Below are 26,842 nucleotides of genomic sequence, written 5' to 3' on the forward strand. Positions count from 1 at the left end.
TGTCTTTTCCTCAGAACTTCTCATGTCTTACTGCACCGTTAATAACACTAACAGCCTTTTCCCAAAACGACACGTCCGCATGCGAAAACAGGTTAATTAAACGTCAATTTCCAAAGCGCGAGGTAATTTCTGTGGCGAGTGTTGCACCTTCGTTACGGTAGCGCTCTTCTGCCACGATGGCCGCAGGGGTGCAATCCGTATAGACAGAGGCGAAGGCGCGATAGCCGCGATTGAAAGCGGCGGTCAGCCTTTCCTTGCGCTGCGGTTCGTTGCCTGCCTCCGAATCGAGCAGTTGCTTCATGCCTTCTCGCCACTCATCACCGCCCGGTGCCTTGCAGAGCGTTCTCAGATAATGCACCGAACCCAGCACTTCGGCGAGCCGCGCCAGCTTGTCGTCATAGGGCACGGTCGCGACCGGCGGCGCAATCTCCTCCTGCGGAGGCGGCGTATTCTTGCCCTGAGCCATGGTGGGGCCGGCAAGCACGAGCAAGGACAGGACAACGCGTCGAACGGGAATCATGGCTTTCAGTTGATACGTTGAGCGTGACGGCAACAAGGCGCGCGTCAAAGTTTCCACTTCTATTCACCGCCCGCCAGCTGTTCCGCGCATTCAAGCACGCTTTGCGGCACAGGCAGCCGCCGGATTTCCTCTACCGTATACCAGCCAAGCGCCGCGGCATCGTCGGCGGCTTCCGCCACCATTTCCCGGTCGGCGTCGACGCGAAAGACCGACAGGAAGAAATGGTTCTTGATACTGCCATCCGGCCCATGCGTCTTGAGGTCATAGGTCGAAAACAGCCGCGGATTATGCGCCGAGATGCCGGTTTCTTCGCGGAACTCCCGCAGTGCCGTCTGCTCCGGCGTTTCGCCCGGCTCGGCGCGCCCGCCGGGAAAGGCATACATATCGGCGGAGGGCGGGTTGCGTCGCAACACGAGAAGGAATCGCCCGTCACGTTCGAGAATGGCGGAGGAGGCGGCTTTGGCGGTGGAGCTCATATCGCTGCTGCTGTTGTTGTGACTGCCTATTGGATCCGGCGGGCTGATTACCGCAGCCGTGGCTGTGGGCCGCCTCAATTTTCGTGTGGGATAGCTCCCGAGACAAGCCGAAAAAGCTGCGCAGCGGTTCCCGCGATAACGACATTTGTGCAACAAGGAGCCAGCTTATGCGAAAGGGCTTTGCGTGACCTATATCATTTACGCCTTTGCCGCCGTTTTCGAGATCGCCGGCTGCTTCGCCTTCTGGGCCTGGCTGAAGCTCGATAAGCCTATCTGGTGGCTGGTGCCCGGGATGACCTCGCTCGCGCTTTTCGCGTGGCTTCTGACGCTGGTGCCGAGCGAGGCCGCGGGCCGAACCTTCGCAGCCTATGGCGGCATCTATATCATCGCTTCGCTCTCCTGGCTGTGGCTGGTCGAAGGCCGCGTTCCCGATCGTTATGATATCAGTGGCGGATTGATCTGCCTTGCCGGGGCAAGCGTCATCCTCTTTCCGCCGCGCGGCTGAACACGCGACGCAAAAGCGTGTGGTGCGCCTTGACCGGACTCAGGCCGGGTGCAAAGACAGGCCGATGTGTGGACGTTTCGCCCTGACAAGTTCCAGCGCCGACCTGCGCAACATCTTCTCCGGTGTCGATCTCGACGATTTTCCGGCGCGCTACAACATTGCCCCGACGCAGCCGATCCTCGTCGTCATCGCAGGCGAGGGCAGGGAGCGGGGCAGCAACCTGCCCGACCGCCGCGCCGTGCTCGTGCGCTGGGGCTTTACGCCTGGCTGGGTCAAGGATCCGAGGGATTTCCCGCTGCTTATCAATGCGCGCGCCGAGACCGCGATCGGCAAGGCCTCGTTTCGGGCGGCGATGCGTCATCGCCGCGTGCTCATTCCGGCCTCAGGTTTTTATGAATGGCATCGCCCATCCAAGGAGAGCGGCGGGAAACCGCAGGCCTATTGGATCAGGCCGCGCCGGGGCGGTGTCGTCGCCTTCGCCGGGCTGATGGAGACATGGTCCTCGGCCGATGGCTCAGAGGTCGACACCGGTGCGATCCTGACGACATCAGCCAGTGCGGGTATCTCCGCGATCCACGACCGCATGCCAGTCGTCATCAAGCCCGAGGACTTCTCGCGCTGGCTCGATTGCAAGACGCAGGAGCCGCGCGAGGTGGACGACCTGATGCAGTCTCCTCAGGGCGATTTCTTCGAGGCCATACCGGTTTCAGACAAGGTCAACAAGGTTGCCAATATGGGACCGGACCTGCAGGAGCCGGTCGTCAGCGAAAGAACGCTTCCGGCGCCCGAAAAACAAAGGCCGGACATTGGCCAGCTGAGCTTTTTCTGAATGATATAGGCCACTTCCGGCACGGCGGCCTGGTCGGCTCATCGGCGATGCCGAAAGCCGGAACGTGAAGCACGGACGACTGCTGTTCGAAGTTCGGCGCCTCAAGCGGATTTCTTGACACTGTCCGGCTTGTTCTTTGCCATCAGCGATGCCGCGGCAACGGCCTTCAAGCCGACCGGGCGATAGTTGGCGGCGAGGTCTGGCTTGACCGTCTGCGGTTCGCCCGTACTGTTCTTCTTCGAAGTCACGATACTCTCCTTGCGTGTTGCTTCCCTGGGTATTGTGAATTTTTGCTGTTTGGTCGGAAATAGCGACAAAACGGCGGCGTCGCCTATCAGGATTTATGAACGCCCACCATAATTCGCGAGGCTTAACTGAAGCCTACGTTGGTTAATACTTACTGAAGGGAGCTGTTCCGAAAAAACCGCAGAGCGGTTTGCCCGGGCAAACGCGCAGAGTTCATCCGGCTACAGGTGAGAGCAGGGAGAGAGAAGCATTTCCGGCCAGTTAGGATCCGGAATGCGCGAATGTCAGATGTGCCGGCCGATATCGTCGTCGCCGACGCCAGGTTCCTCGATCGTCAGGGTTCCATATTTCCGCTGCCACTTCCGCGCCCCGAAGGGAAGCGATACGAGATAGGCGGCAACGGTAAAGACCATGACCTCCCAAGTGTAGCTCATCAGCAGAGCCACATAGAGCACGACGCCGAGCATCATCGGCAGCACAAGATCGCGCCGCAGCTTGTTGCCTTCTGATTTGCCCGACCAAACCGGTAGCCGGCTGATTAGCAGGAAGGCAATGGCGACGGTATAGATTGAAGAGAGGTAGGCGAAGGTGCGGTCCGTCGCCAGACCGAGGAAGCCGAGATAGACCGGCAGCAGCACCAGCATGGCGCCGGCAGGCGCCGGCACGCCGACGAAATATTCCGATTGCCAGCTGGCCTTGTTTTCGCGTTCGGCCATCACATTGAAGCGGGCAAGGCGAAGCCCCGCGGCGATCGCATAGATCAAGGCGGCGATCCAGCCGAGCGAACGAGCCTGATCGAGAGCAAAAACATATACGACGAGCGCGGGCGCGACGCCGAAATTGACGATATCGGCAAGCGAATCCATCTGCCCGCCGAATTTCGAGGTCGCCTTCATCAGCCGCGCCACGCGCCCGTCAATCCCGTCGAGGAATGCAGCGAGCAGCACCATAGCGACCGCGAGCTCGTAACGGTTCTCGAAAGCGAGCCGGATGCCGGTCAACCCCGCGCAGATCGCCAGAATGGTGATGAGGTTTGGAAAGACGAGGCGGAAGGGGATCTCGCGCAGGCGCGGACCGCGGGCTGAATCATCCGGCCCGTTTGGCTCGAAAGGCGGAAAGGGTGTTTCCATGTCACTTCCAATCGTTCCTAGAGCAACTTCGCCAAAGGCGCGGTGGTTCCATGCTTTAGCTGCGGCGGCTGATGACGGGGCCCTTGGCCGAGGCGAATTCGGCGATGACCGTCTCCCCGGCAATCGCCGTCTGGCCGAGCGAAACGCGTGGTGCCGCGCCGGCGGGCAGGAACACGTCGAGTCGCGAGCCGAAACGGATCAGTCCGAAGCGTTCGCCGGCGTCCAGAGGCTCGTTGGTGTTTGCCCAGCAGAGGATACGCCGCGCCACCAGGCCGGCAATCTGTACGACACCGATCTGGCCGTGCCGGGTTTCGATCACCAGTCCGTTGCGCTCGTTGTCTTCGCTGGCCTTGTCGAGCTCGGCGTTGACGAAGCTGCCGGAGCGGTAGTTTATGCTGACGATGCGCCCGCGCATCGGCGCCCGGTTCACATGGCAGTTGAAGACGTTCATGAAGACCGAGATGCGCAGCATCGGCTCCGAGCCGAGGTCGAGCTCCGCCGGCGGGGTCACCATCTGGATCGCCGAGACCCTGCCGTCGGCCGGAGAGATCACGAGATCGTCGTCCTGCGGGGTCACCCGCTCGGGATCACGGAAGAAATAGGCGCACCAGAGCGTAAAGATCATACCGATCCAGAAGAGCGGCTCGAAGATCCAGCCAAGGACCAGCGACGCGACGAAGAAGGCGGCGACGAAGGGATAACCCTCCTTGTGCACGGGCACGATCGTGTTGCGAACCGTGTTGAACAGGCTCATGGCTGCCGGTCTCCTTGCTTTTCGTTTTTTGCTGGTTAGCGAAAAACCAGCTCTTGAGCAATGCCGCGGCTCTGGCCCTGGTTCCGACGTCACGGTTCTGAACAACAAAAGCCGGTAACGCTACCCAGTCACCAGCGTAAATGTGGAATCGCTAACGTTTTGACCCCACTTTGACCTTTTAACCGCCGTGGGCCTGATGCGGACATCAGACGATTGCAGAACTCGGTCGCTCGCACACGGATTTTGCGACAAGAATTCCTCTCATTTTTTTGATGGCTGAGGTCAGTCGTTGAACCCGGGATTTCCGCAGCAGCAGAAAGCTTCCTCGAAATAGCTTGCGAATCGCATAAGTGTGTGCTTATGTGTCCGCATGGTTGAGAATGACTTTTTCCGAGCTTTGGCAGACCCGACCCGCCGTGCGATCTTTGAGAAACTGGCGGCAGGGAGCATGAACGCTAGTGCCCTGCGCGAGGGCATGGAGATTAGCCAGCCGGCGATGTCGCAACACCTCGCAGTTCTGCGAAGTGCAAAGCTCGTGAGGGAACAACGACAGGGTCGTTTCGTGAATTACGAAGTCAACCCCGATGGGTTGGCTCTCATCGCCCAGTGGCTCGCAAAATACCGCGCCTATTGGCCGGAGCGTATCGCAGCACTCAAAGTCTTGCTGAAGGACATGGATCAATGAACGAAGGGAAGACCAAGGAGCAGGATAGCGGCGTCGAGTTGGAGTTTGACTTGGGCGATCCACCGCAAAAGGTCTGGCGCGCCGTCACCATTCCCGAACTTCGGGAAAGGTGGTTGCCGAAGGAAGCATTGGCTGATCCCGATGCGATCACCGTCACCCCCGGCCAGGAAGTTCGCTACAAACTGCGTGACGAAAACCCGCCTTTCGTTGAAAGCACCGTGACGTTCACGATCACCCCGAATGCCACTGGCGGCACCTGCCTTCGGATCGTCCACGAACTGACGGACGCAAGATTCGATGGAATGGCAAGAGCGCCGGCCAACAGCAACAGCCCGCTCCTCATGCTCGCCGCCTGACACGGCAAGCCTTCCCCTTAAATTCTGAAAGTCTGGAGGTCGCCGATGCGCGAAGCGATGCAACTCGTCCCTATGGTCATAGAACAGTCCAGCCGCGGGGAGCGATCCTTTGATATCTATTCCCGGCTTCTGCGCGAGCGGATTATCTTCCTCAATGGCGAGGTCAACGATACCGTTTCGGCGCTCGTCTGCGCGCAACTGCTGTTTCTGGAAGGGGAGAACCCCAACAAGCCGATCAACCTCTATATCAATTCGCCGGGCGGCGTCGTGACCAGCGGCCTAGCCATGTACGACACCATGCGCTTCATCCATGCGCCGGTTCATACACTTTGCATGGGGACGGCCCGTTCAATGGGATCGTTCCTGCTGATGGCAGGCGAACCCGGCGAAAGAGCCGCATTACCCAATGCCAGCATCCTCATCCACCAGCCCTCCGGCGGCTTTCAAGGTCAGGCTTCCGACATGCTGATTCATGCCGAGGAAATTTTAAAGACCAAGCAGCGCATGACGCGGCTCTACGCGGAGCATTGCGGACGGCCGTACGAAGACTTTGAGCGCGGGATGGATCGCGACCGCTTTATGACGGCGGAGGAAGCGCTTGAATGGGGTCTTATAGACCGTATTCTGAAGGTTCGGGAAGACACGATCAGCCTATAAGCCTTGCCGAAATTTTGATTAAAGCGACACTTGCTTTCTCAATTTCTGCGATGTCACAGAATTGGGGGCGGCCTATGGCCGCGCTTTGGCGCATAGTTGCCATCGTGCTTCAAGGGGAAACGCTACCGCCTCCCGCTTCAGCCTGCCGGGGCAAGCCGCGTGACCACGCCCATCTCGTCGCTTTCGCGCACCTGCTTCAAATGCTCCTCGGCCTGTGTCGCCTCGCGCTGACGATTCCACATCGAGGCGTAGAGGCCGTTCCTTTCAAGCAGGGCGGCATGCGTGCCGCGCTCGGCGATCTCGCCGCTTTTGAGCACGATGATCTCGTCGGCGCCGATGACGGTAGAAAGCCGGTGGGCGATAACCAAGGTCGTCCGGTTCTTCGAGACCACGTCGAGGGCTGTCTGGATTTCTCGTTCCGTGGTCGTGTCGAGGGCTGATGTCGCCTCGTCGAGGATCAGGATCGGCGGTGCCTTCAGGATGGTGCGGGCGATCGCCACACGCTGCTTCTCGCCGCCGGAAAGCTTGAGCCCGCGCTCGCCGACCTTGGTATCGAAGCCTTCTGGCAGCGCCTCGATGAAATGGGCGATCTGCGCCACCTCAGCCGCTGCAAACACCTCGCTATCGCTCGCCGATGTGCGGCCGTAGCGGATATTGTAGGCCACAGTGTCGTTGAACAGCACCGTATCCTGCGGCACCATCCCGATCACCGAGCGCAGGCTCTTCTGCGTCACCGTGCGGATATCCTGGCCGTCGATGGTGATCGTGCCGCTCTGGATATCGTAGAAACGGTAGAGCAGCCGCGACAGCGTCGATTTGCCGGCACCCGACGGCCCGACGACGGCGACCGTCTTGCCGGCCGGCACGTCGAATGAAATGCCTTTGAGGATCGGACGGGCCTGGTCGTAGGCGAAGTGCACGTCCTTGAAGGAGATCGCACCTTTGCCGATACTGAGCTCTGTGGCATCGGGCGCGTCCTTGACCTCGGCCTTCACCTCGAGCAGGTCGAACATCTGCTCGATGTCGGTCAAGCCCTGGCGGATTTCGCGGTAGACGAAACCGATGAAGTTAAGCGGTACGGAAAGCTGCAGCAGCATCGAATTGACGAAGACGAAGTCACCGATCGTCTGCTCACCACGCTGCACCGCCAGCGCCGACAGTACCAGCATGATGGTCGTGCCGATGCCAAAAATGACGCCTTGGCCGAAGTTCAGCCAGCCGAGCGACGTCCAGACATCTGTCGCCGCCTTCTCGTAGCGCTCCATGGATTTGTCGAAGCGTTTGGCCTCCATCTCCTCGTTGCCGAAATATTTGACGGTCTCGAAATTGAGGAGGGAGTCGATCGCCTTGGTGTTGGCGTCGGTGTCGCTGTCGTTCATCGACCGGCGAATGGCGATGCGCCAGTCGGATGCGCGGATCGTGAACCAGATGTAGGCCCAGACGGTAAAGGCGGTGATGGCAAGATAGGAGAAGCCGTAGCCCCACCAGAAAATCACCGCCGTCAACAGGAATTCGATGACGGTCGGAACGGAATTGAGGATCGTGAAACGCACGATGGTCTCGATGCCCTTGGTGCCGCGCTCGATGATGCGCGACAGCCCGCCGGTCTTGCGCTCCAGATGGAAGCGCAGCGACAACTCGTGCATATGCACGAATGTCTTGTAGGCGAGTTGGCGCACCGCATGTTGCCCGACACTGGCAAAGAGCGCGTCGCGCAGTTGATTGAGCCCGAGCTGGATCAGCCGGGTAACGTTATAGGCGATGACAAGAGCGATGGCCCCGGCAAGGAGCGGCGGTACCGCGCCGACAAGGTCGATCTTGCCGTTCAACGCATCGGTTGACCACTTGAAGAAATAGGGAACAAGTAGCAGGACGAACTTGGAGATCAGCAGATAGACCGACGCCCAGACGACACGCATCTTGAGGTCGGTTCGCCCGGCCGGCCACATATAGGGCCAGAGGTTGAAAAGCGTCTGCAGTAAATGTGATTCCGAGACTGTCTTGCCGTTTGCCATGCCGTATCTCCAGTCCGGATGCTTCAATTCGATGTCCGACAAGGCGTGGAGCAGGTCCGCGCCTGAAGCGCCTGTCCAACTCCCCGAACCGCCACCGCCAGATAGGGTGTGGGCCCGACGAATACAACACATGCGGAGTTGAGGAAAAGCGAAGCCGGGCGCTTCTTCCGCCCGGCTTCGTCGTGTCGCATGGCAGCGCCATGCGTCTTATCGGAACGCAAAGGACCCGCAACATTCCAATCCATGCATCATGCTTTCCGAAAATGGATTCCGATCTTCGGGCCGATGCGCTGAATGCAGCGTTTTAGAGGTGCTGCTTGGAGAGCCGTTTGCGGTGCAACTCCTCGGCGTTCGGCAGCGCGTCCTTCGGCAGGCCGAAAATCTGGCCGGGGCGAATTCGATCCGGGTCGATGATCTTGTCCTCGTTGGCGATGTAGATCGTCGTATAGCGCACGCCGAGGCCATAAGTCCGGCGCGAGATTTGCCACAGCGTGTCGCCGCGGCGAATGATGACTGCTGCATTGTTTGCCGTCAGCGGCGCCTGTTCGATCGTCTTCGGCTGATCGCCGGCGACATTGTTTGCAGCCGGTGCGGGCGCTGCGGGCGCGTTGGTCAGTTCGCCCATGATCGCACCCAGCCCGTCGAGCCCAGCGCCGACCGATTTTGCATCTTTCGGCAGATCCTGCAGCACTTTCAGCGCCCGGGCGGCGGTCTGCGACGAGGAGCCGGAGGCCTGCTTGAAGCTGTCCGACGCATCCGCCGCCGGGCGGAAGTCGGCGACCGAGCGCAGAGCAAATTCCGTTGCCGAGCGAGCCGCCGCAAGCTGTTCGGCGCCGGGCAGCTTGCCGTCGGCAAACAACCCCTTCAACAGGCCGAACGCCTTGCCGGCTTCAGCCTTGAGCTTGCCGAGTTCACCCTCGTCGAGCGCCACCATCGAGGAAGCGCCGCCTGCATCGGCCGGGCCGGCTTGAGCGGCGACCCGCACCTGGTCGCCCGCTGGCCGGTTGAAGTTCACGGCGGCCCGCACGATCACCTTGCCCGTCGGATCGACGACGTCGACTCGGATCTTGTGGTCGCCAACCGAGAGTGCCGCTACGCCATCGATGACAAAATGACCGTCGGGGCCGGCAGTGTCCTGGCCGATAAGGTTGTCGTCGGCATAACCGAGTACCTTGGCGTTGGCGCGCGCCGTGCCGGCAATGAAGATCTTGTTGCCCTCGATCTCGACGGCGTTGACCATCACATCGGGCGCAGTGGGCTTATCGGTCTCGGCAGCACCGGGAACGGCCGGCGCCGCATCTGTGTCGCCGGCGGCGGCATTGGGCAGGCCGGGCGTCTGCAGCGCCAGCTCACCGGTCGGTGCAGCCGTTGCAGCCGGAGCGGTCGCGGTTTCTCCGGTTGCCGGCTTGTCCGCAGGCGGCGCCATCGGACTGGAGGCGTCCGCGACTTCGGTCCCGCCGGTCGGCGCAGTGATGATGCGGCTCGCTGCGCCGGGCTTGGAGACCATGGCGAGCAGATTGGCGGCATTGCCGTCCTTCGGCACAGAAACGGTGGCGACTTCTTCCGAAAGCGCGACCTTGCCATCCTTTCCAGTCACCTTGAGTACGAGTTGGTGATCCCCGGCTGGAAGCGGATTGTCGAGGACGGCGGCGAAGTCACCGCTCGGACCGATATCGGCCGTCGTCACCACCTTTTCGCCGTCGAGCACTTCGAGCTTGCCGTTCGGCTCGGCGGAGCCGGCGATGACGGTGGATCCATCTGGCTCGACGCGCAGGACGTCGAAGGCGGGAAGCTTTGGGCCGGCATTTGCGGTGACTGGTTCGGGCGCGCCGTTCAGCGCGGCCTCGGCCTTGGCAAGCGCAGCAGCCGCATCCGCCATGTTTTCCGGCAGCGACTGCACGATGGCGAGCGCCTTGGCGCCGCCTTCCTTAACTTTGGTGGCCGCGGCCCGGGTCGCGGGATCGATACCCTCGGGAACGGTGATGCCGACAAGTGCCGTGAGTGCATTGACGGTCTTGGTCTTGGCGGCGGTGAAGACATCGATGGCCGGGCTTTTGCCGTCGGCAAACAGCGCCTTGAGCTCGCCGAGCGCCGCGCCGGCATCGGCCGAGAGGCGCTTGACCTGATCAGCGACCGCAGTCGAGTCGGCAACCGCAGTGCGTGATGTCTTTGCCGCTTCGTTAACCGTGTTCTTGAGCTCCGTGCCCGCCTGGTTGATGGCGTCGCCGACCTTGGATGCATCGCCGCCGATGCGCGGCATGACGACGAATACCATCAGTAGGATTGCGATTACGAGCACTGCAAGGGCCAGCAAGCCGGCACGGTTCTTCATCATTATGTCTCCCAAGGCGGCAATTTGCCGTAGTAACCGAAATTGCTAGCGATTTCCGATGCTTTTCACAAGCATTCAAAGCAATTCGGCAAGCCGGGCATGCGTCTTTTCAGTCAATTTTCTTGACTGCATTGAAATGGAATAGTTGTTTTGCCCTATGACCGAACAATCTGTATCGATTCGATCCATCTGCGTTTACTGCGGCTCAAGGCCGGGACGCGATCCTTCCCACATGGCGGCCGGGCGTGCTCTCGGAAGAGAGATCGCCGAGTACGGCCTGCGCCTCGTCTATGGCGGAGGTACCAAAGGCATCATGGGCGCGGTTGCGAGCGGGGTGCTTTCAGGCGGCGGTCAGGTGACGGGTATCATCCCGGAATTTCTGATCGATATGGAAGCGACTCGCCATTCGCTCGGTCAGCTCAACGAACTCATTGTAACCCCTGACATGCATGCGCGCAAACATACGATGTTCGAGCGTTCCGATGCCTTCGTCGCGCTGCCCGGCGGCATCGGCACGCTGGAAGAGATCGTCGAGATCATGACCTGGGCCCAGCTTGGCCGTCATGAAAAGCCGATGGTTTTTGCCAATATCAACGGTTTCTGGGATCCGATGATGGAGCTGATACGGCATATGACCGAAGAAGGCTTCCTCCATACCGCCCACCGGGTGCAGCCGCTCGTGGTCGACGACGTAACCGGCATCATCCCGGCGATCATGACACAGGCATCCCAGCTCGCCGGCGATCGCGACGGCGAGGACGAGGTGATCTCTAAGATGTAGGCGGGCTCTAGCGCCCGCGGCTTCCTTTAAGCATCGACCAGCTATAGAGGAACAGCCCCGCCCAGATCAGTGGGAAGGCGATCATGCGCGCCGTGCCGAGCGGCTCTTGAAAGGCGAAGACGGCGATCAGGAAGATCATCGTCGGCGCGATATACTGCATGATGCCGATCGTCGAGAGCTTCAGGAGCTTGGCGCCGTTGGCATAGATCATCAGCGGCACGGCGGTGACGACACCGCAGCCGAGCAGCAGGGTCGTATCGGCAAGACCGGTACGGTAGAAATGGCCCAGGCCGCTGCCGTATTCGAGATAGAGGATGTAGACGAGGGCCGGTCCGCTGAGGATCAGAACTTCGAGGAAGAAGCCCTGGTTGGGCCCTAGCGGCAGCGTCTTGCGCAGCAGGGCATAGAACCCCCAGCTGACTGCCAGCGTCAGCGCCACCCATGGAATGCCGCCGTTATCGAATGCGAGAATGGCGACGGCAAGTGCCGCAAGCGCGATCGCCGCGATCTGCAGCGGCTGCAGCCTTTCCTTGAGCAGCACCGCGCCGAGAAAAATGCTGAACAGCGGATTGATAAAATAGCCAAGTGCTGCATCAAGCGCATGGCCGGCGCCGATCGCCCAGACATAGGTGCCCCAGTTGACGGTAATCAGCAACGCCGTCAGCGCCCCCATTGCCAGCATGCGCGGCGAGCGCAGCGCTGCGCGGATATCCGCTGTGCGCCCAAGCAGGACTAACACGATCCCGGCCAGCGGCAGCGACCAGACGATGCGGTGGGCAATGACTTCGGCCGGCGGAATATGTGCCACCGCCTTCATGTAGAAGGGCAGGAAGCCCCAGAGCAGATAGGCTGTCAGCGCAAAGGCGAAACCGCGCGGACTATCTTCGTTCTTGGCCAGTGGAACGGATGCATCGGTCGACATCGGGTGTTTCCATCTTTGTTCTTCTTCTGATCCGGCCTAGCTTAAGCGCCGTGAATAGGCCAATTCATTTCGTTGAATAAAGGCTGAGCGGATTTGAAGCGGAGGCCAAGCGATGGAATGCAGGCGGCGGAGAGTTATTCCGCCGCGATCTTGCCGGCCAGCTGCCGGTTCTTCATCAGCTTGTAGATCACCGAGTCCATCAGCGCCTGGAATGAGGCATCGATAATGTTTTCCGAGACGCCGACCGTCCACCAGCGTATGCCGTCGCTGTCGGTGGATTCGATCAGCACGCGGGTGATTGCCGCCGTGCCGCCATTGAGGATGCGCACCTTGAAATCGGCCAGCACCAGATCGTCGATCTCGTGCTGGTACTTGCCAAAATCCTTGCGCAGCGCCAGGTCGAGCGCGTTGACGGGTCCCTCTGCCTCGGCAACCGACATCAGCGTCTGCCCGTCGATGGTGATCTTCACCACGGCTTCGGAGACGATCTTGATGCGGCCGTGCGAATCGAAGCGCCGTTCGATCATCACCCGGAAGCCGTCGATCGAAAAGAAATTGGGAATGGTGCCCAGCGTGCGGTGCGCCAATAGTTCGAAGCTCGCATCGGCGCCCTCATAGGCATAGCCGGAAGCCTCGCGCTCCTTGACGATCGAGATCAGGAGATCGAGCTTCGGATCGTCCTTGGCGACGATAATGCCGCGACGCTTGAGGGCATTGATGAAGTTCGCCTTGCCGCCCTGGTCCGACACCATGACCTTGCGGAAATTACCCACGCTTTCCGGCGGCACGTGTTCGTACGTGCGCGGATCTTTCAGCAGAGCGGAAGCATGGATGCCAGCCTTGGTGGCGAAGGCGGACGCGCCGACATAAGGCATCTGATGTTCCGGTGAGCGGTTGAGCAGCTCATCGAAGGCGTGCGAGAGCCGGGTGAGGTTGAGCAGCCTCTCCTCGTCGATCGCCGTTTCGAAACGGGTGTTGTAGGCGCTTTTCAGCGCCAGCGTCGGGATCAGCGTCACAAGATTGGCGTTGCCGCAGCGCTCGCCGATGCCATTCAAGGTCCCCTGGATCTGCCGGACGCCCGCCTCAACCGCAGCAAGTGAATTGGCGACCGCCTGGCCGGTATCGTTATGGGCGTGAATGCCCAGACAGCGGCCGGGAACGCCTGCGGCGATCACCGCCTCGACGATGGCGCGCACCTCCGGCGGCTGCGTGCCGCCATTCGTGTCGCAGAGCACGACCCAGCGGGCGCCGCTTTCATAAGCCATCTTCGCGCAGGCGATCGCATAGGCCGGATTGGCCTTGAATCCGTCGAAGAAGTGCTCGCAATCGACGATCGCCTCCTTGCCCGCGCCGACCGCCGCCTTGACGCTTTCGGCGATGCATTCGAGATTTTCCTCGTTGGTGCAGCCGAGCGCCACGGCGACATGGTAATCCCAGCTCTTGGCGACGAAGCAGATGGCATCGCCTTTCGACTGCAGCAATCCGGCGATGCCCGGATCGTTGGAGACCGAAACGCCCGCCCGCTTCGTCATGCCGAAGGCGACGAAACTGGCCCGGCTGGTGTGCTTCTCGCTGAAGAAGGCGGTGTCCGTCGGGTTAGCTCCGGGATATCCGCCTTCGACGTAATCGAGGCCGAACTCGTCCAGCATCGCCGCGATCGCAATCTTGTCCTCGACGGAAAAGTCGATGCCGGGCGTCTGCTGCCCGTCCCGGAGCGTCGTGTCGAAGAGATAGATGCGTTCTTTCATGTGGTTTCCTCCCGACGGGCGGGTGTTGTTGTTCTGCGGATGCTGGCCCTCATGCGGCTGCCGCTACCCTTTTCCCCGTTCTGACGGGAGAAGGGAAGGCCGCACCGTATCGCGGGGCACGTCCCGTCTCCCCGCGTGCGGGGAGAGGGCTAGGGTGAGGGGCCGCCCCGACACCAACAATCAGTCTTGCTTCCCGGCGAACTTATCCGTCGCCCGGATCAGCCGATCGAGAATTCCCGGCTCCGAATAGGCATGGCCGGCGCCCTCGATCAGGTGGAACTCCGCCTTCGGCCAGGCCTTGTGCAGCAGCCAGGCATATTTGGCCGGGCAGGGCATGTCATAGCGACCGTGCACGATCACGCCCGGAATATCCCTGAGCCTGCCGGCGTCGCGGATCAACTGCCCTTCATCCATCCAGCCGGCATTGACGAAGAAGTGGTTCTCGATGCGAGCGAATGCATAGGCGAATTCCGCCTCCTGGAATTTGCCGCTCGTCGAAGGTTCGGGCAGCAGCGTGATCGTTTCGCCTTCCCATATGCTCCAGGCTTGCGCGGCCTGGAGGCGCACGTTCCTGTCATCGTGCGTCAGGCGGCGATGATAGGCATGCATCATTTCATGGCGCTCTTCCGGGGGAATAGGAGCGACGAAACGCTCCCACTTGTCCGGGAACATTTCCGACACGCCGAACTGGTAGTACCAGTCGAGCTCTGCCTTGGTCAGCGTGTAGATGCCGCGCAGGATGAGCTCGGATACGCGTTCGGGATGGCTCTCGGCATAGGCGAGCGCCAGCGTCGAGCCCCAGGAGCCGCCGAACACCTGCCATTTGTCGACGCCGGCCATTTCGCGCAGCCGCTCGATATCGGCGACGAGGTGCCAGGTGGTGTTGGCAGTCAGTTCCGCATGCGGGGTCGACTTGCCGCAGCCGCGTTGGTCGAACAGCATGACGTCGTAGAGGGCGGGATCAAAAAGCCGGCGGTGGGAAGGTGATATGCCGCCGCCCGGGCCGCCATGCAGGAAGACGGCGGGTTTGGCACCGGGCGTTCCCGAGCGTTCCCAGTAGATCACGTGGCCGTCGCCGACATCGAGATGGCCAGAGGCATAAGCTTCGATCTCGGGATAGAGCGTGCGCAGGATCTCGGTCATATTTTCACGCCTTTTGCGGGCCACACTTGGGTGTCGTGATCGGGATGCTGAAAGGAGATGATCGCCTCCTGGCGGGCGTAGAAATCCGGATCCTTGTGCACCGGCGCATCGAAGATCGTCTCGACCCATGGCAGGCGGGCGTCATAATTGACCTGGATCTGCGGCGCGAGATCGCTGCGGTCGTCGAAGGTGCCGATCGCAAGCTCCAGGCCGCCGGGATGGCGATAGGTCATCGGCGTGCCGCAATTGCTGCAGAAGCCGCGGTCGATATTGATCGAGGATTGAAAGTAGCTCGGCTCGCCGCGTGTCCACTCCATCCCTTCTTCCGGGGCGGTGACCAGCGCGGAGAAGAAACCGCCGAACTGTTTCTGGCACATGCGGCAATGGCAGATCGAGGGTCTCCCCAGCGCGCCCGATATCCGGAAACGCACGGCGCCGCACTGGCATCCGCCTGTTCTTATCCTATCCGTCATTAGATCTCTCCGAGTGGCCAGCTTAAGTGTCGTTGTCGGGATGCTGGTGGTTCGTTGCAGCGATCGCGTTTTCCCGGTCGGGTGTTTCAGGCTCTGGTTCCACCGGCAGGCTATCGAGCGCGTGAAACCAAGACATCTTCCGGTCGGTATTCGATTGCATCAGCGGCCGGACCGCATCGGGCTCATCAAGTGAGCCGAGGGCGATGTTGATGAAGTCCGCTTCCGGAATATCGTAGAACAGCGGCGTGCCGCAATCGCCGCAAAGCCGCGACGAACGAGATCGGAGGAGTGGAACCACTTCGGCTCACCGCGCGTCAGCTCGAAATGATCGCGCTTGGCCGCTGCAAGCGGCAGGAAATAGTTGCCGGCTGCCTTCTGGCACATGCGGCAGTGGCAGATATGGGGGTAGCCGAGTTCGCCGCGTGCGAGATAGCGAACCGCGCCGCACTGGCATCCTCCGGTCTGTCTCGTCGTCTCCATCAGGCATGATCCTCCGGCGGCCAGACCGGTGTATCGTGGTCGGGGTGCTGATAGGAAATCAGTTCGTGCAGAAAAGAGCCTGCCGTCAGATCCGCTTCGGTCCGTTCCCCGGGCAGTTCGTGCAGGTGATCGACGAAGCCGATCTTGCCTTCCACACCCCATTGAATGGTCGGCGGCAGCTGCGACGGATCGTCGAAAGCGCCCGCAGCAATGGCCATCCCATCCGGAGCCTCATAGGTCAGGGGCGTGCCGCAATCGCCGCAGAAACCACGCTCGACGAAATTCGACGAGCGAAACCTTTTGCGCTCCCCCCGGGTCCATTGGAAATCGGCGCCACGCACCGAAACCAACGGTGCATAATAAGCCCCGAACGCCTTCTGGCACATGCGGCAATGACAGATCGACGAGTCCTTGAGTTCGCCGCTGACGCGAAAACGGATCGCGCCGCACTGGCACCCGCCGGTATAGGTCTTGGTCATGGCAGATCCTTTCCGATGGGGCGAGCGGGCGCTCCCCCCTTGTGGGGGAGATGCCCGGCAGGGCAAAGGGGGATATTTCTCGCCGCCCAACCCATCCTACCGCTTGACCTCCCACGTCGTCACGCGCTCGCCTGTTGCGGCATCCTTGCCGTCCTTCAGCTGGATGCCCTTTGCCGTCAGCTCGTCGCGCATCTTGTCGGCCTCGGTGAAATTCTTCGCCCTGAGCATTTCGAGACGCATGGCGACCAGCGCATCGACCGCGGCTGCGAACGCTTCGTCGATTTCGATTTTCTTCGGCAGCACCCCGAGAAGCGCCGCACTTGCCGCGAAGACGGCATCGTTGCCGGATTGCGCCAGCGCATGTAGCGCCTGCACGGCGGCGACTGTATTGAGGTCGTCCGCCAGCGCGGTCAGCACGCTGTCATCGGGCACGGCATCGCCGGCCTCCGTCGGCGGCCATTTGGCGAGCAGGCGTTCGGCCTCTTCCAGCCGCTTGATCGAGAAATCGATCGGCTCCCGATAGTGCGTCATAAGCATGGCAAGGCGCAGCACTTCGCCCGGCCATTTGCGGCCGCCGAAGGTTTCCGTATGCAGCAGCTCGTGGATTGTGACGAAATTGCCCTCCGACTTCGACATCTTGCGGCCCTCGACCTGCACGAAGCCGTTGTGCATCCAGACATACGCCATCACCGAGGTTCCGTGGGCGCAGCGCGACTGGGCGATCTCGTTTTCATGATGCGGGAAGATAAGGTCCAGCCCGCCGCCGTGAATGTCGAAGACATCGCCGAGATAGCGCCTGCTCATCGCGGAGCACTCGATATGCCAGCCGGGCCGGCCGCGGCCCCATGGGCTGTCCCAGCCGGGCTCGTTTTGACTCGACAGCTTCCAGAGCACAAAGTCGCCCGGGCTCTTCTTGTGTGCGTCGACGGCGACGCGGGCGCCGGCCTGCTGCTCATCGAGCGGCCGCTTCGAAAGCTGGCCGTAATCGGCCATCGATTTGGTGTCGAACAGCACTTCGCCTTCCGCCACATAGGCATGCCCGTTGCCGATCAGCTTCTCGATGATCACGATCATCTCTGCGATATTGTCAGTGGCGCGCGGCTCGACATTCGGCTCCAGGCAACCGAGCTCGGTGACATCGGCGTGAAACTGCGTCTCGGTCTTTTCGGTGACGGCGCGGATCGCTTCGTTAAGCGGCAGGTGCGGATGATCTCTCAGCGCCCGCGCATTGATCTTGTCGTCGACGTCGGTGATGTTGCGGGCATAGGTGACGTGATTTTCGCCATAGACATGGCGCAGCAGCCGGAACAGCACGTCGAAGACGATGACCGGCCGGGCATTGCCGATATGGGCGAAATCATAGACGGTGGGGCCGCAGACATACATGCGGACATTATCGGGATCGATCGGCGCAAAGACCGACTTTTCCCGCGTCAGCGTGTTGTACAGCTTCAGTTCCGGCGTGCGGCCCATTTCACTCTCCCAAATGCACGATCAGAAATATCGCGACCGGCAGGCCGGGGCGTTTCGCATCTTGACTATTGGGGAGACGAAAACGGCCAGGCCAGCGCGTGCGCTAGCGAATAATCTTTCCGCAGATAATGCAGATAACCGTTTTCATGCCGCGTTTTATGGCGCGGGAATGGCTTTTGGTCAAGAGGGGCGAGGAAGGATCGGCGGCAACTGGAGCGACCTATCCGGTGCGGTATGTCCCCGGAGACCCGTCTGCCATTTTCGTGGCGCAGATCGAGTATAGGTGCTTGGCATGCTGCTGAAAATACGGGAGGAATGAGTGGGGAGCGTTGTCGGTGGACGATTCGGTGCGGCTGCAATTCTGGTGGTCGCATTCGCCGCATATTTCGCATACGATTTCGGCATGCTTCGCTTCAACAATCCGTCCTTATCGCGCTATCCGATCCAAGGCATCGATGTCAGCCATCACCAGGGCGACATCGATTGGAAGACGGTGGCCGCGCAGCCGAGCGTTCGCTTCGCGATCATGAAGGCGACCGAAGGCGGTGACCACAAGGATTCCAGGTTCGCCGAGAACTGGCAGCGTGCCGGAGATGCAGGAGTGGTGAGGGGCGCCTACCATTTTTTCACTTTCTGCCGTCCGGGCAAGGATCAGGCGCAGAATTTTCTGGCGACGGTGCCGAAGGCGCCGCAAACCCTGCCGATCGCAATCGATCTGGAATTTGTCGGCAATTGCAACAAGGTCCCGACGGTCGAGGAAATGGCGACGGAGGTGAATGCCTTCGTCACAGAGCTGAAAGACACCTTTCCGGAAAAGCCGATCTTCTACGTCACGCAGGAATTCTTCGATCAATATCTGAAGGGCAATGAGGCCCGGTTCCCCGAGCATTACCTTTGGCTGCGAAGCGTGTTCAAGGAACCGGCGCAGGAAGGCTGCAGTCGTTGGTCGATCTGGCAATTTGCCGACAACGGCGCCGTGGACGGCATTCGGGGAGCGGTGGACCTCAATGTCCAATGCCCTTCGGAAACAGGCTTCGCAGATCTGTTCCCTGCCGTTGCTGCAAACTGAGGCGCGGGACCAAGTCGCGCAAAAGCGTGCAACGGTTTTGCGTCGGCGACACGCGCGAAAACGAAACCTGAAGCGCGACGAGCAATCTGAGGATCGAAACGCGCTTTGGCCTATTCCGGCAGGCGGTAATCGGCGAGCTTGTTTTCCCGTACGATGTACAGCTTGCCCGTCTCTGTCACGCCGGGGCCTAGCAGCGGCAGGATCGCCTTGGCGACCTCGGAGGGATGCGGCAGCGTCTGCGGATCTTCGCCGGGGACCGCCTGCGCCCGCATGGCCGTGCGGGTCGCGCCCGGATCGACGCTGGTGATGCGCAACGCCGTCGACCGCGTCTCGCCGGCCCAGGTGCGCGCCAGCGCCTCGACGGCGGCCTTCGACGCGGAATAGGCGCCCCAGAAGGGACGGCACTTATGCGCGGCCCCTGAAGACAGGATTACGGCGCGGCCCGCATCCGAGCGGGCGAGCAACGGATCGACCGAGCGGATCAGCCGCCATGTGGCCGTCACGTTGATCGTCATCACCTTCTCGAACACCTTCGCCTCGATATGGCCGATCGGAGAAATGACGCCGAGCACGCCGGCATTGGCGACGAGGATGTCGAGCTTGCCCCAGCGCTCGAAGATCGAGCCGCCGAGCGCGTCGATCGCATTCATGTCGGCAAGGTCGAAGGGCACGAGGGTCGCGCTGCCGCCGACGGCTTTGATCGCATCGTCGAGGTCCTCAAGCCCGCCAACCGTGCGCGCGCAGGCGATGACATGGGCGCCGGCTTTGGCAAGTTCCAGGGCTGTGAAGTAGCCGATGCCGCGCGACGCACCGGTGACGAGTGCGATCCTGCCCTCAAGATTGATGTTCATCTGTCCGGTTCCGGATTTGCTTGCGAAGGTGAGGGGCGCAATAGGCCCCTCGGAAGCGAAAGTCAAAGCGGCAGCGGCTCAGCCGTTGCTGGCAAGCATCGAAAGCTTGTTGCCCATGGACTCGCCGTTTTTGTCGAGCAGCCGGGTCGGATAGTCACCGGTGAAGTAGTGGTCGGTGAACTGCGGGCGGGCCGGGTTGCGGTCCTCGCTGCCGACGGCGCGGTAAAGCCCGTTGATCGACAGGAAGGCAAGCGAATCCGCGCCGATATATTTGGCCATGGCTTCGACGTCGGCATACTGGTTGGCGAGAAGCTTGTCGGCGTCCGGTGTGTCGATGCCATAGAAATCCGGGAAGAAGATCATCGGGCTTGCGACGCGGATATGGACCTCGCGCGCACCGGCCTCGCGGATCATCTGAACGATCTTCAGCGACGTCGTGCCGCGCACGATGGAATCATCCACCAGCACGACGCGTTTGCCTTCGATCATCGCACGGTTGGCGGAATGCTTCAGCTTGACGCCGAAGGCGCGGATCTGCTGCGTCGGCTCGATAAAGGTGCGGCCGACATAGTGGTTGCGGATGATGCCGTATTCGAAGGGGATGCCGCTTTCCTGCGCATAGCCGAGCGCTGCGGGCGTGCCCCCGTCCGGCACGGGCACGACGACATCGGCATCGACAGGCGATTCTTTGGCGAGATTCATGCCCATGTTCTTGCGCGTCGTATAGACGTTGCGGCCGCCGACCACTGAATCCGGGCGGGCGAAGTAGACATATTCGAACAGGCAGAGACGTTCCGGCTGCGGCTTGCTGGGCTTGCGGGCATCGATGCTGATCGAGCCGTCAGGCTGGATTTCGCAGATGATGACCTCACCGTTTTCGACGTCGCGGATGAATTTGGCGCCGATGATGTCGAGCGCGCAGGTTTCCGAGCAGAATATCGGCTTGCCGTCCAGCTCTCCCATCACAAGCGGACGGATGCCGGTGGGATCGCGCGCGGCAATCAGCTTCGTGCGGGTCATGGCAAGCATCGAATAGCCGCCTTCCATCTGGCGGATGGCGTCGATGAATCGGTCGGAGGTGGAAGCGTGGCGGGAGCGGGCGATGAGATGCAGGACGACCTCGGTATCGGAGGTCGACTGACAGATGGCGCCGGTTGCGATAATCTGGCGGCGCAGCGTTAGGCCATTGGTGAAATTGCCGTTGTGGGCAATGGCGATGCCGCCTTCTTCCAGCTCGGCAAACAGCGGCTGCACGTTGCGCATCGCCACTTCGCCTGTCGTGGAGTAGCGCGTGTGACCGATCGCTATGCTGCCGGGAAGGCGGGCGAGGGTCATCGGATTTGTATAGTGGTCGCCGACAAGGCCCATATGGCGCTCCTGATAGAAGCGCTTGCCGTCGAAGGAGACGATGCCGGCAGCTTCCTGTCCGCGGTGCTGCAGGGCATGCAGGCCGAGAGCCGTCAGTGCCGCGGCATCGGGATGTCCCAGAATTCCGAAAACGCCGCATTCCTCATGCAGCGTATCTCCGTCGAGCGGATCGTCGGTCGGGAAGGAATCGGACTGGTTCATTTCTGCGGGCCTCTGCTCTCACAAGAATTGATCGGCATTACCAAAAGCACCATACCGGAATTCTCGCAGGTTTCCGATAACTTCGTGCTGAACGACATCTGCTTTCAAAGCCGGTCGCCGGCTCTGAAACGGCTTAGGTCCGGCGGAGCTGGAATGCCCGGCCGGACCCTTATTTCACGTCCCGCTCAAATGGCAATTGCCGAAAGGCGAGTCAAGCTGCTGAGCACTGCGTCAATTCGCCGGCTGCTGTGCGCCACCTGCAGGTGTGTCGTCCGCGGGCGCTTGATCGGTCGCCGGCGGCGTGGCGCCTTGGCTGCCCTGCTCCGGCGACTGCATCTTATCACGGAAGCTCGCCTGTATCATCTCGGCGAATTGCTCCGGCAGCACCGCCTTCAGCCTCACGACCATCGAATCCAGGAAGGGCTTCGACTTGGCCTCGTTGACCCAGATTGGCCGGTGTTCGACATCGACGAGCCAGTTCCAGAAGGCGACGGCGACGACCATCAGCAGCAGGCCGCGGGCCGCGCCGAACAGGAAGCCGAGCGTGCGGTCGAGGGCGCCGATGCGGCTGTCGATGATGAAATCGGCGATCTTCATGGTTATGAAGGAGATGACGATCAGCGCGATCAGGAAGACGACTGCTGCCGATCCGGCGATCGCGATGCGGTCGTCATCGGTGTACTGCTTCGCATAGGGCAGCAGGTACGGATAGAGATAGTAGGCGGCGGCGGCCGAACCGCCCCAGCTTGCGATCGAAAGGATCTCGCGCGAAAAGCCGCGGACCATCGCCAGCACGGCGGAGAAGAGCACGACGCCGATGACAATACCGTCGAAAATCGTAATGGGCATGTAAATTCAACTCCAGGACTGCCGCTCGGCGGCCGTGTCGCGCCTATCGTGTGCCTCCTATATCATCACCGTTCCCGGCAATGAAAGGATCAATCCTCGTCTTCCACACGTAGCGCCCCCTTCGAGCCGGCGATGCGCGCGACCAGATCCGGCAGGCTTTCGACCTCGCTCCACCGCCCACCGGAACCCTTCGGCAGCTCGGCGGAGGCGGAAGGAAGCAGCGCTGCGGAAAAGCCCAGCTTCTCGGCTTCCTTGAGGCGCTGGGCGGTGTGCGCAACCGGCCGGATAGCGCCCGACAGGCTGACTTCGCCGAAATAGACGCAATCGGCGGGAAGGGCAATACCGGCGAGCGAGGAAACCAGCGCCGAGGCGACGGCCAGATCCGCCGCCGGCTCGGAAATGCGGTAACCGCCGGCGATGTTGAGATAGACGTCGTGCTGGCCGAGTCTGACGCCGCAATGGGCCTCCAGCACGGCCAGGATCATCGACAGCCGGGCCGAGTCCCAGCCGACCACAGCGCGCCGGGGCGTGCCGAGCGAAGTCGGCGCCACCAGCGCCTGCACCTCGACGAGCACGGGCCGCGTGCCCTCCATGCCGGCGAAGACGGCAGCACCGGGGGATTTTTCGTTGCGCTCGCCGAGGAAGAGCTCGGAGGGATTGGCGACCTCGCGCAGTCCTTTGTCGGACATTTCGAAGACGCCGATCTCGTCGGTCGGGCCGAAGCGGTTCTTGACCGTGCGCAGGATCCGGTAGTGATGGCCGCGGTCGCCTTCGAAATAGAGCACCGCATCGACCATGTGCTCGACGACGCGCGGCCCGGCGATCTGCCCATCCTTGGTGACATGTCCGACGAGCACCATGGCGGCTCCCGTCTGTTTGGCAAAACGGATCATCGACTGGACGCCGGTGCGCACCTGCGTCACCGTTCCCGGTGCGGATTCGGCGAGTTCGCTCCACAGCGTCTGGATCGAATCGATAATGACGAGATCAGGCCGTTTGCCTTCGGCGAGCGTCGCCAGAATATCCTCGACATTGGTTTCGGCCGCCAGCATCACGTCGGTATCGGCAGCGGCAAGACGCTGTGCCCGCAGACGGACCTGCGCCACCGCTTCCTCGCCGGAGACATAGATGATCTTATGACCACGCCGCGCAAGAGCGGCGGCGGCCTGCATCAGCAGCGTCGATTTGCCGATGCCGGGATCGCCGCCGATCAGCACCGCCGAGCCGCGCACGAAGCCGCCGCCGAGTGCCCGGTCGAGCTCCGACATGGCGGTATGGATTCGCGGCGCTTCCTCGATCTCGCCCGAAAGCGCCGTCAGCGTCACCGGCCGGCCCTTCTTCGGCGTCTTGCCGGGCCCGGAACCGATTCCGCCCATCGGGTCTTCCTCGACAATCGTATTCCACTCGCCGCAATTGTCGCATTTGCCGGCCCAGCGGTTATGAACCGCACCGCAATTCTGGCAGATGAACTGTGTCCTGGCCTTCGCCATCAATCTTTCTTTCAGTCGCGTTCCACAGATGAAGCCGTCGAGAGCTTCATCGAATCATTATCGTGCCTGAGATAATGGCTATCGGGACGGATCAAAACTAATGATTTCCCCATCAGCCTTCGCCGTGCCTATGCTTTTCGCCTCTGATCATCAGAACGGTGGAAGATGTTCGACTATTCGCTTGCGCACTGGCTTGCATTTCTGTCGGCGGCGGTTTTGCTCAACCTTTCGCCGGGCCCGGACATAGCCTTCATTCTCGGCCACACGATGAGAGGCGGGAAACGCGCCGGTTTCTCCGCACTGTTCGGCGTCTGGTCAGGCGCCTGCCTGCATGTTCTGATGGCGGCACTGGGCCTTTCCGCCGTGCTTGCCGCCTCTGCCTTCGCTTTTTCCGCGGTCAAATGGCTCGGCGCCGCCTACCTTGTCTGGCTGGGCATTCAGGCTCTGTGCGCCAGCGGCGATAGTGGCCTGATAAGCGCATCTGGTGGGGAAATGCCGGCCGCAAGGATCTATCGCCAGGGAATCCTGGTGTCTCTGCTCAATCCGAAAGTGGCGATATTCTTCCTGGCATTCCTGCCGCAATTCGTGGTGGAGGGGGCAGGGCCTGCATGGGCGCAGCTCATGCTTCATGGCGGGCTCATCATCGCCGTCGCCGCCTTCATTGAACCGCCGCTCGTGCTTCTTGGCGGGCGCCTTGCAGACGCGCTCAGGCATAACCAGAAGATCGAGCGATGGCTCGATCGCGGCCTGGGCGCGGTGTTCGTGGCGCTCGGTGTGCGCCTTGCCCTGAGTAGCCGATGATTGCCAGGCTTACTCTTCGGTGATGTAGCGCCGTTCGTGGCGCAGCCCCATGCTGGTGAGGATCTCGTATCCGATCGTGCCCGCCGCCCGCGCCACTTCATCCACAGGCATGTTCTTTCCGAACAGTTCGACATAATCGCCCGCGCGCACGGCGTTCTCGGGCAGGTCGGTGACATCGAAGATCGTCAGGTCCATGGTAATCCGGCCGGCAACCGGCACCTTATGTCCGGCGATGAAGCCTTGTCCTCCTTGCGGCACCGCCTGGCGCAGAGGCACGCCGCCGCTCGATTGGCTGCGCATATAACCGTCGGCGTAGCCGGCTGAGACGATCGCCAGTCGGCTGTCGCGGCGAAGCTGCAGTGCCCGCCCGTAGCTGACGGTCTCGCCGGCCTCGACGGTGCGCACCTGGATGACACGCGCTTCGGCGGTTGCGACCGGCCGCATCGGGTTGGCCATGCCGCAGACCGCTTCGCCGCCGTAAAGCGATATGCCCGGCCGGGTCAGGTCGAAATGATAATCCTCGCCGAGAAAGACGCCGGCCGAGGCGGCAAGACTTGCATCGATGCCTTCATAGGCGGCGGTAACCCTGCGGAATGATTCGAGTTGCCGGCGGTTCATCGCATGGCTGGGATCGTCGCTGCAGGCGAGATGACTCATGATGAGCACTGGCGCGAAGCTTGCCGGCCGCGAGACGTCGTCGGCGAGTGCAAAGGCATCGTCCATGTGCAGCCCCAGCCGATTGAAGCCGGTATCGACATGCAGCGCGCAGGGGTAATCCCCGTAATCGGCAAGCACCGCCATCCAGAAGGCGAGCTGTTCGTCGGAGGAAATCACCGGCACCAGATCATGGTCGAAGAACCGCCGTTCCGTGCCCGGCCATATGCCGGAGAGTACGAAGATGCGCGCCTCGGGCGCATAGAGGCGAAGCGTGACGCCCTCATCGACGGTCGCGACGAAGAAATCCCGGGCGCCGGCAAGGTATAGCGCTTCGCCGGCATCCTCGATGCCCATGCCATAGGCATCCGCCTTGACGACGGCTGCGGCGCGCGCTGCACCCGAGCGCCGCGCCATGTCGCGCCAGTTTTCCGTGAGTGCGCTCAGATCGACGGTCAGCCGCAGGCCTGCGGAAGTGAAAAGATCGTCGTCTTCGGAGGGGATTGGAAAATCTGTCATGAGTCGCCGTGAAGAAATGAAAGGAGCTGCCTCGCCCAGTCTAGAGAGCATTGTGGCCGAGGAAAAGCGCAGGCGGTCACATATCACCTTTGCCTATCGTACGATCACTTTTGTTCAAGACGGACGCAGGCTTCCGCGTTAATTTAGGCGGATGCAGAATGTATCGCAGAAAGAGGCGGCGGAGGCGATGCCGCTTGCCGACGTGGAATCGGCCCGCTTCTGGCGGGATAGCCGCTTCCACGACATGGAGTGCCTGAGCGCCACATTCCTAACGCATGAATATGCGCCGCATGCGCACGACACGTTCAGCATCGGCGCGATAGAAAGCGGCACCCAGATCGCCACCCTCAGCGGCAGACGGGAGGAAACCGGGCCGGGCGACCTCTATCTGATAGACCCGGGCGTCGTTCATGACGGTGCTCCGGGCGGCGAGGGTTACCGTTACCGCATGATCTATCCGGACATGAAGCTGTTCGTCGACATTCTGGAGGACGTCACCGGCAAGGCATTCCATGCGACGCCGTCTTTCTCCGGCGGGCTTCCGCGCGATCCTGAACTCGCCAATGCCTTTCATGCCGCCCATCGCACGCTCGAAAGCGGTGCAGGCGCGCTGGAATCCGATGAAGGCATGTTCTCCGTGCTGGCGGCGATCTTTGCGCGTCACGGCAGCGCCATCATCGTTCCCGTCGACACGCGGGAGCGAAGCGCTGTCGCCCGCGCCCGCGAATATCTGATCGAGAATTTCGACAGCGATGTCGGCCTTGAGGAGTTGGCCGGCGTGGCAGGATTGAGCCGCGCTCACCTCATCCGCGCCTTCCGCAGGGAATATCACATCACGCCGCACGCCTTCCTGACTGATCGGCGCGTGCAGGTGGCCCGCCGGCTGCTGCGGCAGGGCCGCATGCCGGCTGATATCGCGCTCGAATGCGGTTTTGCCGATCAGGCGCATTTCACCCGGCATTTCAAGGCACGCACGGGCGTGACGCCCGGCCAATTCCGAGCGGGCTGATCACTTTCGTTCAATACAGCCATGGCG

27 protein-coding genes and 1 pseudogene are annotated in these 26,842 nt (G+C 61.5%); 9 read left to right on the top strand and 19 right to left on the bottom strand.

What is annotated here, in order from left to right:
- Positions 1-103 precede the first annotated feature (103 nt).
- Positions 104-520: a TIGR02301 family protein gene (locus J2J98_RS07035; protein WP_138395165.1), complete on the bottom strand. Its 417-nt coding sequence runs from the start codon at positions 518-520 to the stop codon at positions 104-106.
- 59 nt (positions 521-579) lie between these two features.
- Positions 580-996, bottom strand: a complete 417-nt coding sequence (locus tag J2J98_RS07040) for an NUDIX hydrolase (protein WP_064711138.1) — start codon at positions 994-996, stop codon at positions 580-582.
- 184 nt (positions 997-1,180) lie between these two features.
- Between J2J98_RS07040 and J2J98_RS07045 the strand changes: the two genes are divergently transcribed.
- Positions 1,181-1,501: a YnfA family protein gene (locus tag J2J98_RS07045; protein WP_064707061.1), complete on the top strand. Its 321-nt coding sequence runs from the start codon at positions 1,181-1,183 to the stop codon at positions 1,499-1,501.
- Positions 1,502-1,565: 64 nt separating this feature from the next.
- Positions 1,566-2,330: an SOS response-associated peptidase gene (locus tag J2J98_RS07050; RefSeq protein ID WP_207602730.1), complete on the top strand. Its 765-nt coding sequence runs from the start codon at positions 1,566-1,568 to the stop codon at positions 2,328-2,330.
- Between the two features lie 101 nt (positions 2,331-2,431).
- Here J2J98_RS07050 and J2J98_RS07055 read toward each other — a convergent pair whose 3' ends face one another.
- The 3 genes from J2J98_RS07055 to J2J98_RS07065 all read right to left on the bottom strand — a co-directional run bounded on the left by J2J98_RS07055 (position 2,432) and on the right by J2J98_RS07065 (position 4,460).
- On the bottom strand, positions 2,432-2,578 hold the full coding sequence (locus tag J2J98_RS07055; RefSeq protein WP_167358955.1) for a hypothetical protein: 147 nt from the start codon (positions 2,576-2,578) through the stop codon (positions 2,432-2,434).
- A 282-nt stretch (positions 2,579-2,860) separates the two neighbouring features.
- Positions 2,861-3,706, bottom strand: a complete 846-nt coding sequence (gene pssA, locus J2J98_RS07060) for a CDP-diacylglycerol--serine O-phosphatidyltransferase (protein ID WP_138395024.1) — start codon at positions 3,704-3,706, stop codon at positions 2,861-2,863.
- Positions 3,707-3,761: 55 nt separating this feature from the next.
- Positions 3,762-4,460 carry a phosphatidylserine decarboxylase gene (locus J2J98_RS07065; protein WP_064706776.1) on the bottom strand — a complete coding sequence of 233 codons (699 nt, stop codon included), beginning with the start codon at positions 4,458-4,460 and terminating at the stop codon, positions 3,762-3,764.
- Between the two features lie 370 nt (positions 4,461-4,830).
- Here J2J98_RS07065 and J2J98_RS07070 point away from each other — a divergent pair, with 370 nt between their 5' ends.
- From J2J98_RS07070 to J2J98_RS07080, 3 genes are read left to right on the top strand one after another with little or no spacing between them, the layout of a single operon-like run.
- Positions 4,831-5,145 carry an ArsR/SmtB family transcription factor gene (locus J2J98_RS07070; RefSeq protein ID WP_064706777.1) on the top strand — a complete coding sequence of 105 codons (315 nt, stop codon included), beginning with the start codon at positions 4,831-4,833 and terminating at the stop codon, positions 5,143-5,145.
- On the top strand, positions 5,142-5,501 hold the full coding sequence (locus J2J98_RS07075) for an SRPBCC family protein (protein WP_138395025.1): 360 nt from the start codon (positions 5,142-5,144) through the stop codon (positions 5,499-5,501). The genes J2J98_RS07070 and J2J98_RS07075 overlap by 4 nt, the downstream gene beginning before the upstream one ends.
- 45 nt (positions 5,502-5,546) lie before the next feature.
- Entirely contained in the window at positions 5,547-6,158 is a 612-nt protein-coding gene (locus tag J2J98_RS07080; RefSeq protein ID WP_207602731.1) for an ATP-dependent Clp protease proteolytic subunit, read from the top strand.
- A gap of 137 nt (positions 6,159-6,295) precedes the next feature.
- On the opposite strand, the gene J2J98_RS07085 is transcribed toward J2J98_RS07080, so the two are convergent.
- Both J2J98_RS07085 and J2J98_RS07090 read right to left on the bottom strand, forming a co-directional pair.
- Positions 6,296-8,173 carry an ABCB family ABC transporter ATP-binding protein/permease gene (locus J2J98_RS07085; RefSeq protein ID WP_207602732.1) on the bottom strand — a complete coding sequence of 626 codons (1,878 nt, stop codon included), beginning with the start codon at positions 8,171-8,173 and terminating at the stop codon, positions 6,296-6,298.
- Between the two features lie 304 nt (positions 8,174-8,477).
- Complete coding sequence (locus J2J98_RS07090) at positions 8,478-10,508, bottom strand: LysM peptidoglycan-binding domain-containing protein (protein WP_207602733.1); 2,031 nt, start codon at positions 10,506-10,508, stop codon at positions 8,478-8,480.
- 154 nt (positions 10,509-10,662) lie between these two features.
- Between J2J98_RS07090 and J2J98_RS07095 the strand changes: the two genes are divergently transcribed.
- On the top strand, positions 10,663-11,286 hold the full coding sequence (locus tag J2J98_RS07095) for an LOG family protein (RefSeq protein WP_207602734.1): 624 nt from the start codon (positions 10,663-10,665) through the stop codon (positions 11,284-11,286).
- 7 nt (positions 11,287-11,293) lie between these two features.
- Here J2J98_RS07095 and rarD read toward each other — a convergent pair whose 3' ends face one another.
- The 7 genes and pseudogenes from rarD to cysS form a co-directional block, all read right to left on the bottom strand.
- Positions 11,294-12,208 carry an EamA family transporter RarD gene (rarD, locus tag J2J98_RS07100; protein ID WP_207602735.1) on the bottom strand — a complete coding sequence of 305 codons (915 nt, stop codon included), beginning with the start codon at positions 12,206-12,208 and terminating at the stop codon, positions 11,294-11,296.
- Positions 12,209-12,342: 134 nt separating this feature from the next.
- The gene (gene cimA / locus J2J98_RS07105; RefSeq protein ID WP_207602736.1) at positions 12,343-13,956 is read right to left on the bottom strand and encodes a citramalate synthase; all 1,614 of its coding nucleotides are present in this window, start codon (positions 13,954-13,956) and stop codon (positions 12,343-12,345) included.
- 180 nt (positions 13,957-14,136) lie between these two features.
- Positions 14,137-15,099 (bottom strand): prolyl aminopeptidase, encoded by a 963-nt coding sequence (gene pip / locus J2J98_RS07110; protein ID WP_138395030.1) that lies wholly within the window; start codon positions 15,097-15,099, stop codon positions 14,137-14,139.
- Complete coding sequence (locus J2J98_RS07115; RefSeq protein WP_138395031.1) at positions 15,096-15,572, bottom strand: GFA family protein; 477 nt, start codon at positions 15,570-15,572, stop codon at positions 15,096-15,098. Before J2J98_RS07115 ends, pip begins: the two co-directional genes overlap by 4 nt.
- Positions 15,572-16,052: pseudogene (locus J2J98_RS07120) on the bottom strand (GFA family protein). Before J2J98_RS07120 ends, J2J98_RS07115 begins: the two are co-directional and overlap by 1 nt.
- Positions 16,052-16,531, bottom strand: coding sequence for a GFA family protein (locus tag J2J98_RS07125; RefSeq protein ID WP_064706788.1), 480 nt, complete (start codon positions 16,529-16,531; stop codon positions 16,052-16,054). Before J2J98_RS07125 ends, J2J98_RS07120 begins: the two are co-directional and overlap by 1 nt.
- Before the next feature lie 96 nt (positions 16,532-16,627).
- Entirely contained in the window at positions 16,628-18,004 is a 1,377-nt protein-coding gene (gene cysS / locus J2J98_RS07130; protein ID WP_207602737.1) for a cysteine--tRNA ligase, read from the bottom strand.
- 319 nt (positions 18,005-18,323) lie between these two features.
- Between cysS and J2J98_RS07135 the strand changes: the two genes are divergently transcribed.
- Positions 18,324-19,073, top strand: a complete 750-nt coding sequence (locus J2J98_RS07135; RefSeq protein WP_207602738.1) for a glycoside hydrolase family 25 protein — start codon at positions 18,324-18,326, stop codon at positions 19,071-19,073.
- A gap of 110 nt (positions 19,074-19,183) precedes the next feature.
- Here the strand turns inward: J2J98_RS07135 and J2J98_RS07140 are convergent, their stop codons facing one another.
- From J2J98_RS07140 to radA, 4 genes are all read right to left on the bottom strand, one after another.
- Positions 19,184-19,924, bottom strand: coding sequence for an SDR family NAD(P)-dependent oxidoreductase (locus J2J98_RS07140; RefSeq protein WP_064706791.1), 741 nt, complete (start codon positions 19,922-19,924; stop codon positions 19,184-19,186).
- Between the two features lie 78 nt (positions 19,925-20,002).
- Positions 20,003-21,493, bottom strand: a complete 1,491-nt coding sequence (purF, locus tag J2J98_RS07145; protein ID WP_207602739.1) for an amidophosphoribosyltransferase — start codon at positions 21,491-21,493, stop codon at positions 20,003-20,005.
- Positions 21,494-21,724: 231 nt separating this feature from the next.
- Positions 21,725-22,342, bottom strand: coding sequence for a CvpA family protein (locus J2J98_RS07150; RefSeq protein WP_138395036.1), 618 nt, complete (start codon positions 22,340-22,342; stop codon positions 21,725-21,727).
- 89 nt (positions 22,343-22,431) lie between these two features.
- On the bottom strand, positions 22,432-23,832 hold the full coding sequence (gene radA / locus J2J98_RS07155) for a DNA repair protein RadA (protein ID WP_207602740.1): 1,401 nt from the start codon (positions 23,830-23,832) through the stop codon (positions 22,432-22,434).
- A gap of 165 nt (positions 23,833-23,997) precedes the next feature.
- Here radA and J2J98_RS07160 point away from each other — a divergent pair, with 165 nt between their 5' ends.
- On the top strand, positions 23,998-24,633 hold the full coding sequence (locus tag J2J98_RS07160; RefSeq protein WP_207602741.1) for a LysE family translocator: 636 nt from the start codon (positions 23,998-24,000) through the stop codon (positions 24,631-24,633).
- 9 nt (positions 24,634-24,642) lie between these two features.
- On the opposite strand, the gene alr is transcribed toward J2J98_RS07160, so the two are convergent.
- Positions 24,643-25,806, bottom strand: a complete 1,164-nt coding sequence (gene alr / locus J2J98_RS07165) for an alanine racemase (protein WP_138395038.1) — start codon at positions 25,804-25,806, stop codon at positions 24,643-24,645.
- Between the two features lie 187 nt (positions 25,807-25,993).
- Between alr and J2J98_RS07170 the strand changes: the two genes are divergently transcribed.
- Positions 25,994-26,815, top strand: a complete 822-nt coding sequence (locus J2J98_RS07170; RefSeq protein ID WP_138395166.1) for an AraC family transcriptional regulator — start codon at positions 25,994-25,996, stop codon at positions 26,813-26,815.
- Positions 26,816-26,842: the final 27 nt, after the last annotated feature.

It is taken from the genome of Rhizobium bangladeshense (genome assembly GCF_017357245.1).
Classification (GTDB): domain Bacteria; phylum Pseudomonadota; class Alphaproteobacteria; order Rhizobiales; family Rhizobiaceae; genus Rhizobium; species Rhizobium bangladeshense.

What these genes read in the sequence shown, in the direction of transcription:
- J2J98_RS07035 (WP_138395165.1), bottom strand. Translation starts at nt 520, where the DNA reads ATGATTCCCGTTCGACGCGTTGTCCTGTCCTTGCTCGTGCTTGCCGGC.
- J2J98_RS07040 (WP_064711138.1), bottom strand. Translation starts at nt 996, where the DNA reads ATGAGCTCCACCGCCAAAGCCGCCTCCTCCGCCATTCTCGAACGTGAC.
- J2J98_RS07050 (WP_207602730.1), top strand. Translation starts at nt 1,566, where the DNA reads ATGTGTGGACGTTTCGCCCTGACAAGTTCCAGCGCCGACCTGCGCAAC.
- pssA (WP_138395024.1), bottom strand. Translation starts at nt 3,706, where the DNA reads ATGGAAACACCCTTTCCGCCTTTCGAGCCAAACGGGCCGGATGATTCA.
- J2J98_RS07065 (WP_064706776.1), bottom strand. Translation starts at nt 4,460, where the DNA reads ATGAGCCTGTTCAACACGGTTCGCAACACGATCGTGCCCGTGCACAAG.
- J2J98_RS07070 (WP_064706777.1), top strand. Translation starts at nt 4,831, where the DNA reads ATGGTTGAGAATGACTTTTTCCGAGCTTTGGCAGACCCGACCCGCCGT.
- J2J98_RS07075 (WP_138395025.1), top strand. Translation starts at nt 5,142, where the DNA reads ATGAACGAAGGGAAGACCAAGGAGCAGGATAGCGGCGTCGAGTTGGAG.
- J2J98_RS07080 (WP_207602731.1), top strand. Translation starts at nt 5,547, where the DNA reads ATGCGCGAAGCGATGCAACTCGTCCCTATGGTCATAGAACAGTCCAGC.
- J2J98_RS07085 (WP_207602732.1), bottom strand. Translation starts at nt 8,173, where the DNA reads ATGGCAAACGGCAAGACAGTCTCGGAATCACATTTACTGCAGACGCTT.
- J2J98_RS07090 (WP_207602733.1), bottom strand. Translation starts at nt 10,508, where the DNA reads ATGATGAAGAACCGTGCCGGCTTGCTGGCCCTTGCAGTGCTCGTAATC.
- J2J98_RS07095 (WP_207602734.1), top strand. Translation starts at nt 10,663, where the DNA reads ATGACCGAACAATCTGTATCGATTCGATCCATCTGCGTTTACTGCGGC.
- rarD (WP_207602735.1), bottom strand. Translation starts at nt 12,208, where the DNA reads ATGTCGACCGATGCATCCGTTCCACTGGCCAAGAACGAAGATAGTCCG.
- cimA (WP_207602736.1), bottom strand. Translation starts at nt 13,956, where the DNA reads ATGAAAGAACGCATCTATCTCTTCGACACGACGCTCCGGGACGGGCAG.
- pip (WP_138395030.1), bottom strand. Translation starts at nt 15,099, where the DNA reads ATGACCGAGATCCTGCGCACGCTCTATCCCGAGATCGAAGCTTATGCC.
- J2J98_RS07115 (WP_138395031.1), bottom strand. Translation starts at nt 15,572, where the DNA reads ATGACGGATAGGATAAGAACAGGCGGATGCCAGTGCGGCGCCGTGCGT.
- J2J98_RS07125 (WP_064706788.1), bottom strand. Translation starts at nt 16,531, where the DNA reads ATGACCAAGACCTATACCGGCGGGTGCCAGTGCGGCGCGATCCGTTTT.
- cysS (WP_207602737.1), bottom strand. Translation starts at nt 18,004, where the DNA reads ATGGGCCGCACGCCGGAACTGAAGCTGTACAACACGCTGACGCGGGAA.
- J2J98_RS07140 (WP_064706791.1), bottom strand. Translation starts at nt 19,924, where the DNA reads ATGAACATCAATCTTGAGGGCAGGATCGCACTCGTCACCGGTGCGTCG.
- purF (WP_207602739.1), bottom strand. Translation starts at nt 21,493, where the DNA reads ATGAACCAGTCCGATTCCTTCCCGACCGACGATCCGCTCGACGGAGAT.
- J2J98_RS07150 (WP_138395036.1), bottom strand. Translation starts at nt 22,342, where the DNA reads ATGCCCATTACGATTTTCGACGGTATTGTCATCGGCGTCGTGCTCTTC.
- radA (WP_207602740.1), bottom strand. Translation starts at nt 23,832, where the DNA reads ATGGCGAAGGCCAGGACACAGTTCATCTGCCAGAATTGCGGTGCGGTT.
- J2J98_RS07160 (WP_207602741.1), top strand. Translation starts at nt 23,998, where the DNA reads ATGTTCGACTATTCGCTTGCGCACTGGCTTGCATTTCTGTCGGCGGCG.
- alr (WP_138395038.1), bottom strand. Translation starts at nt 25,806, where the DNA reads ATGACAGATTTTCCAATCCCCTCCGAAGACGACGATCTTTTCACTTCC.
- J2J98_RS07170 (WP_138395166.1), top strand. Translation starts at nt 25,994, where the DNA reads ATGCCGCTTGCCGACGTGGAATCGGCCCGCTTCTGGCGGGATAGCCGC.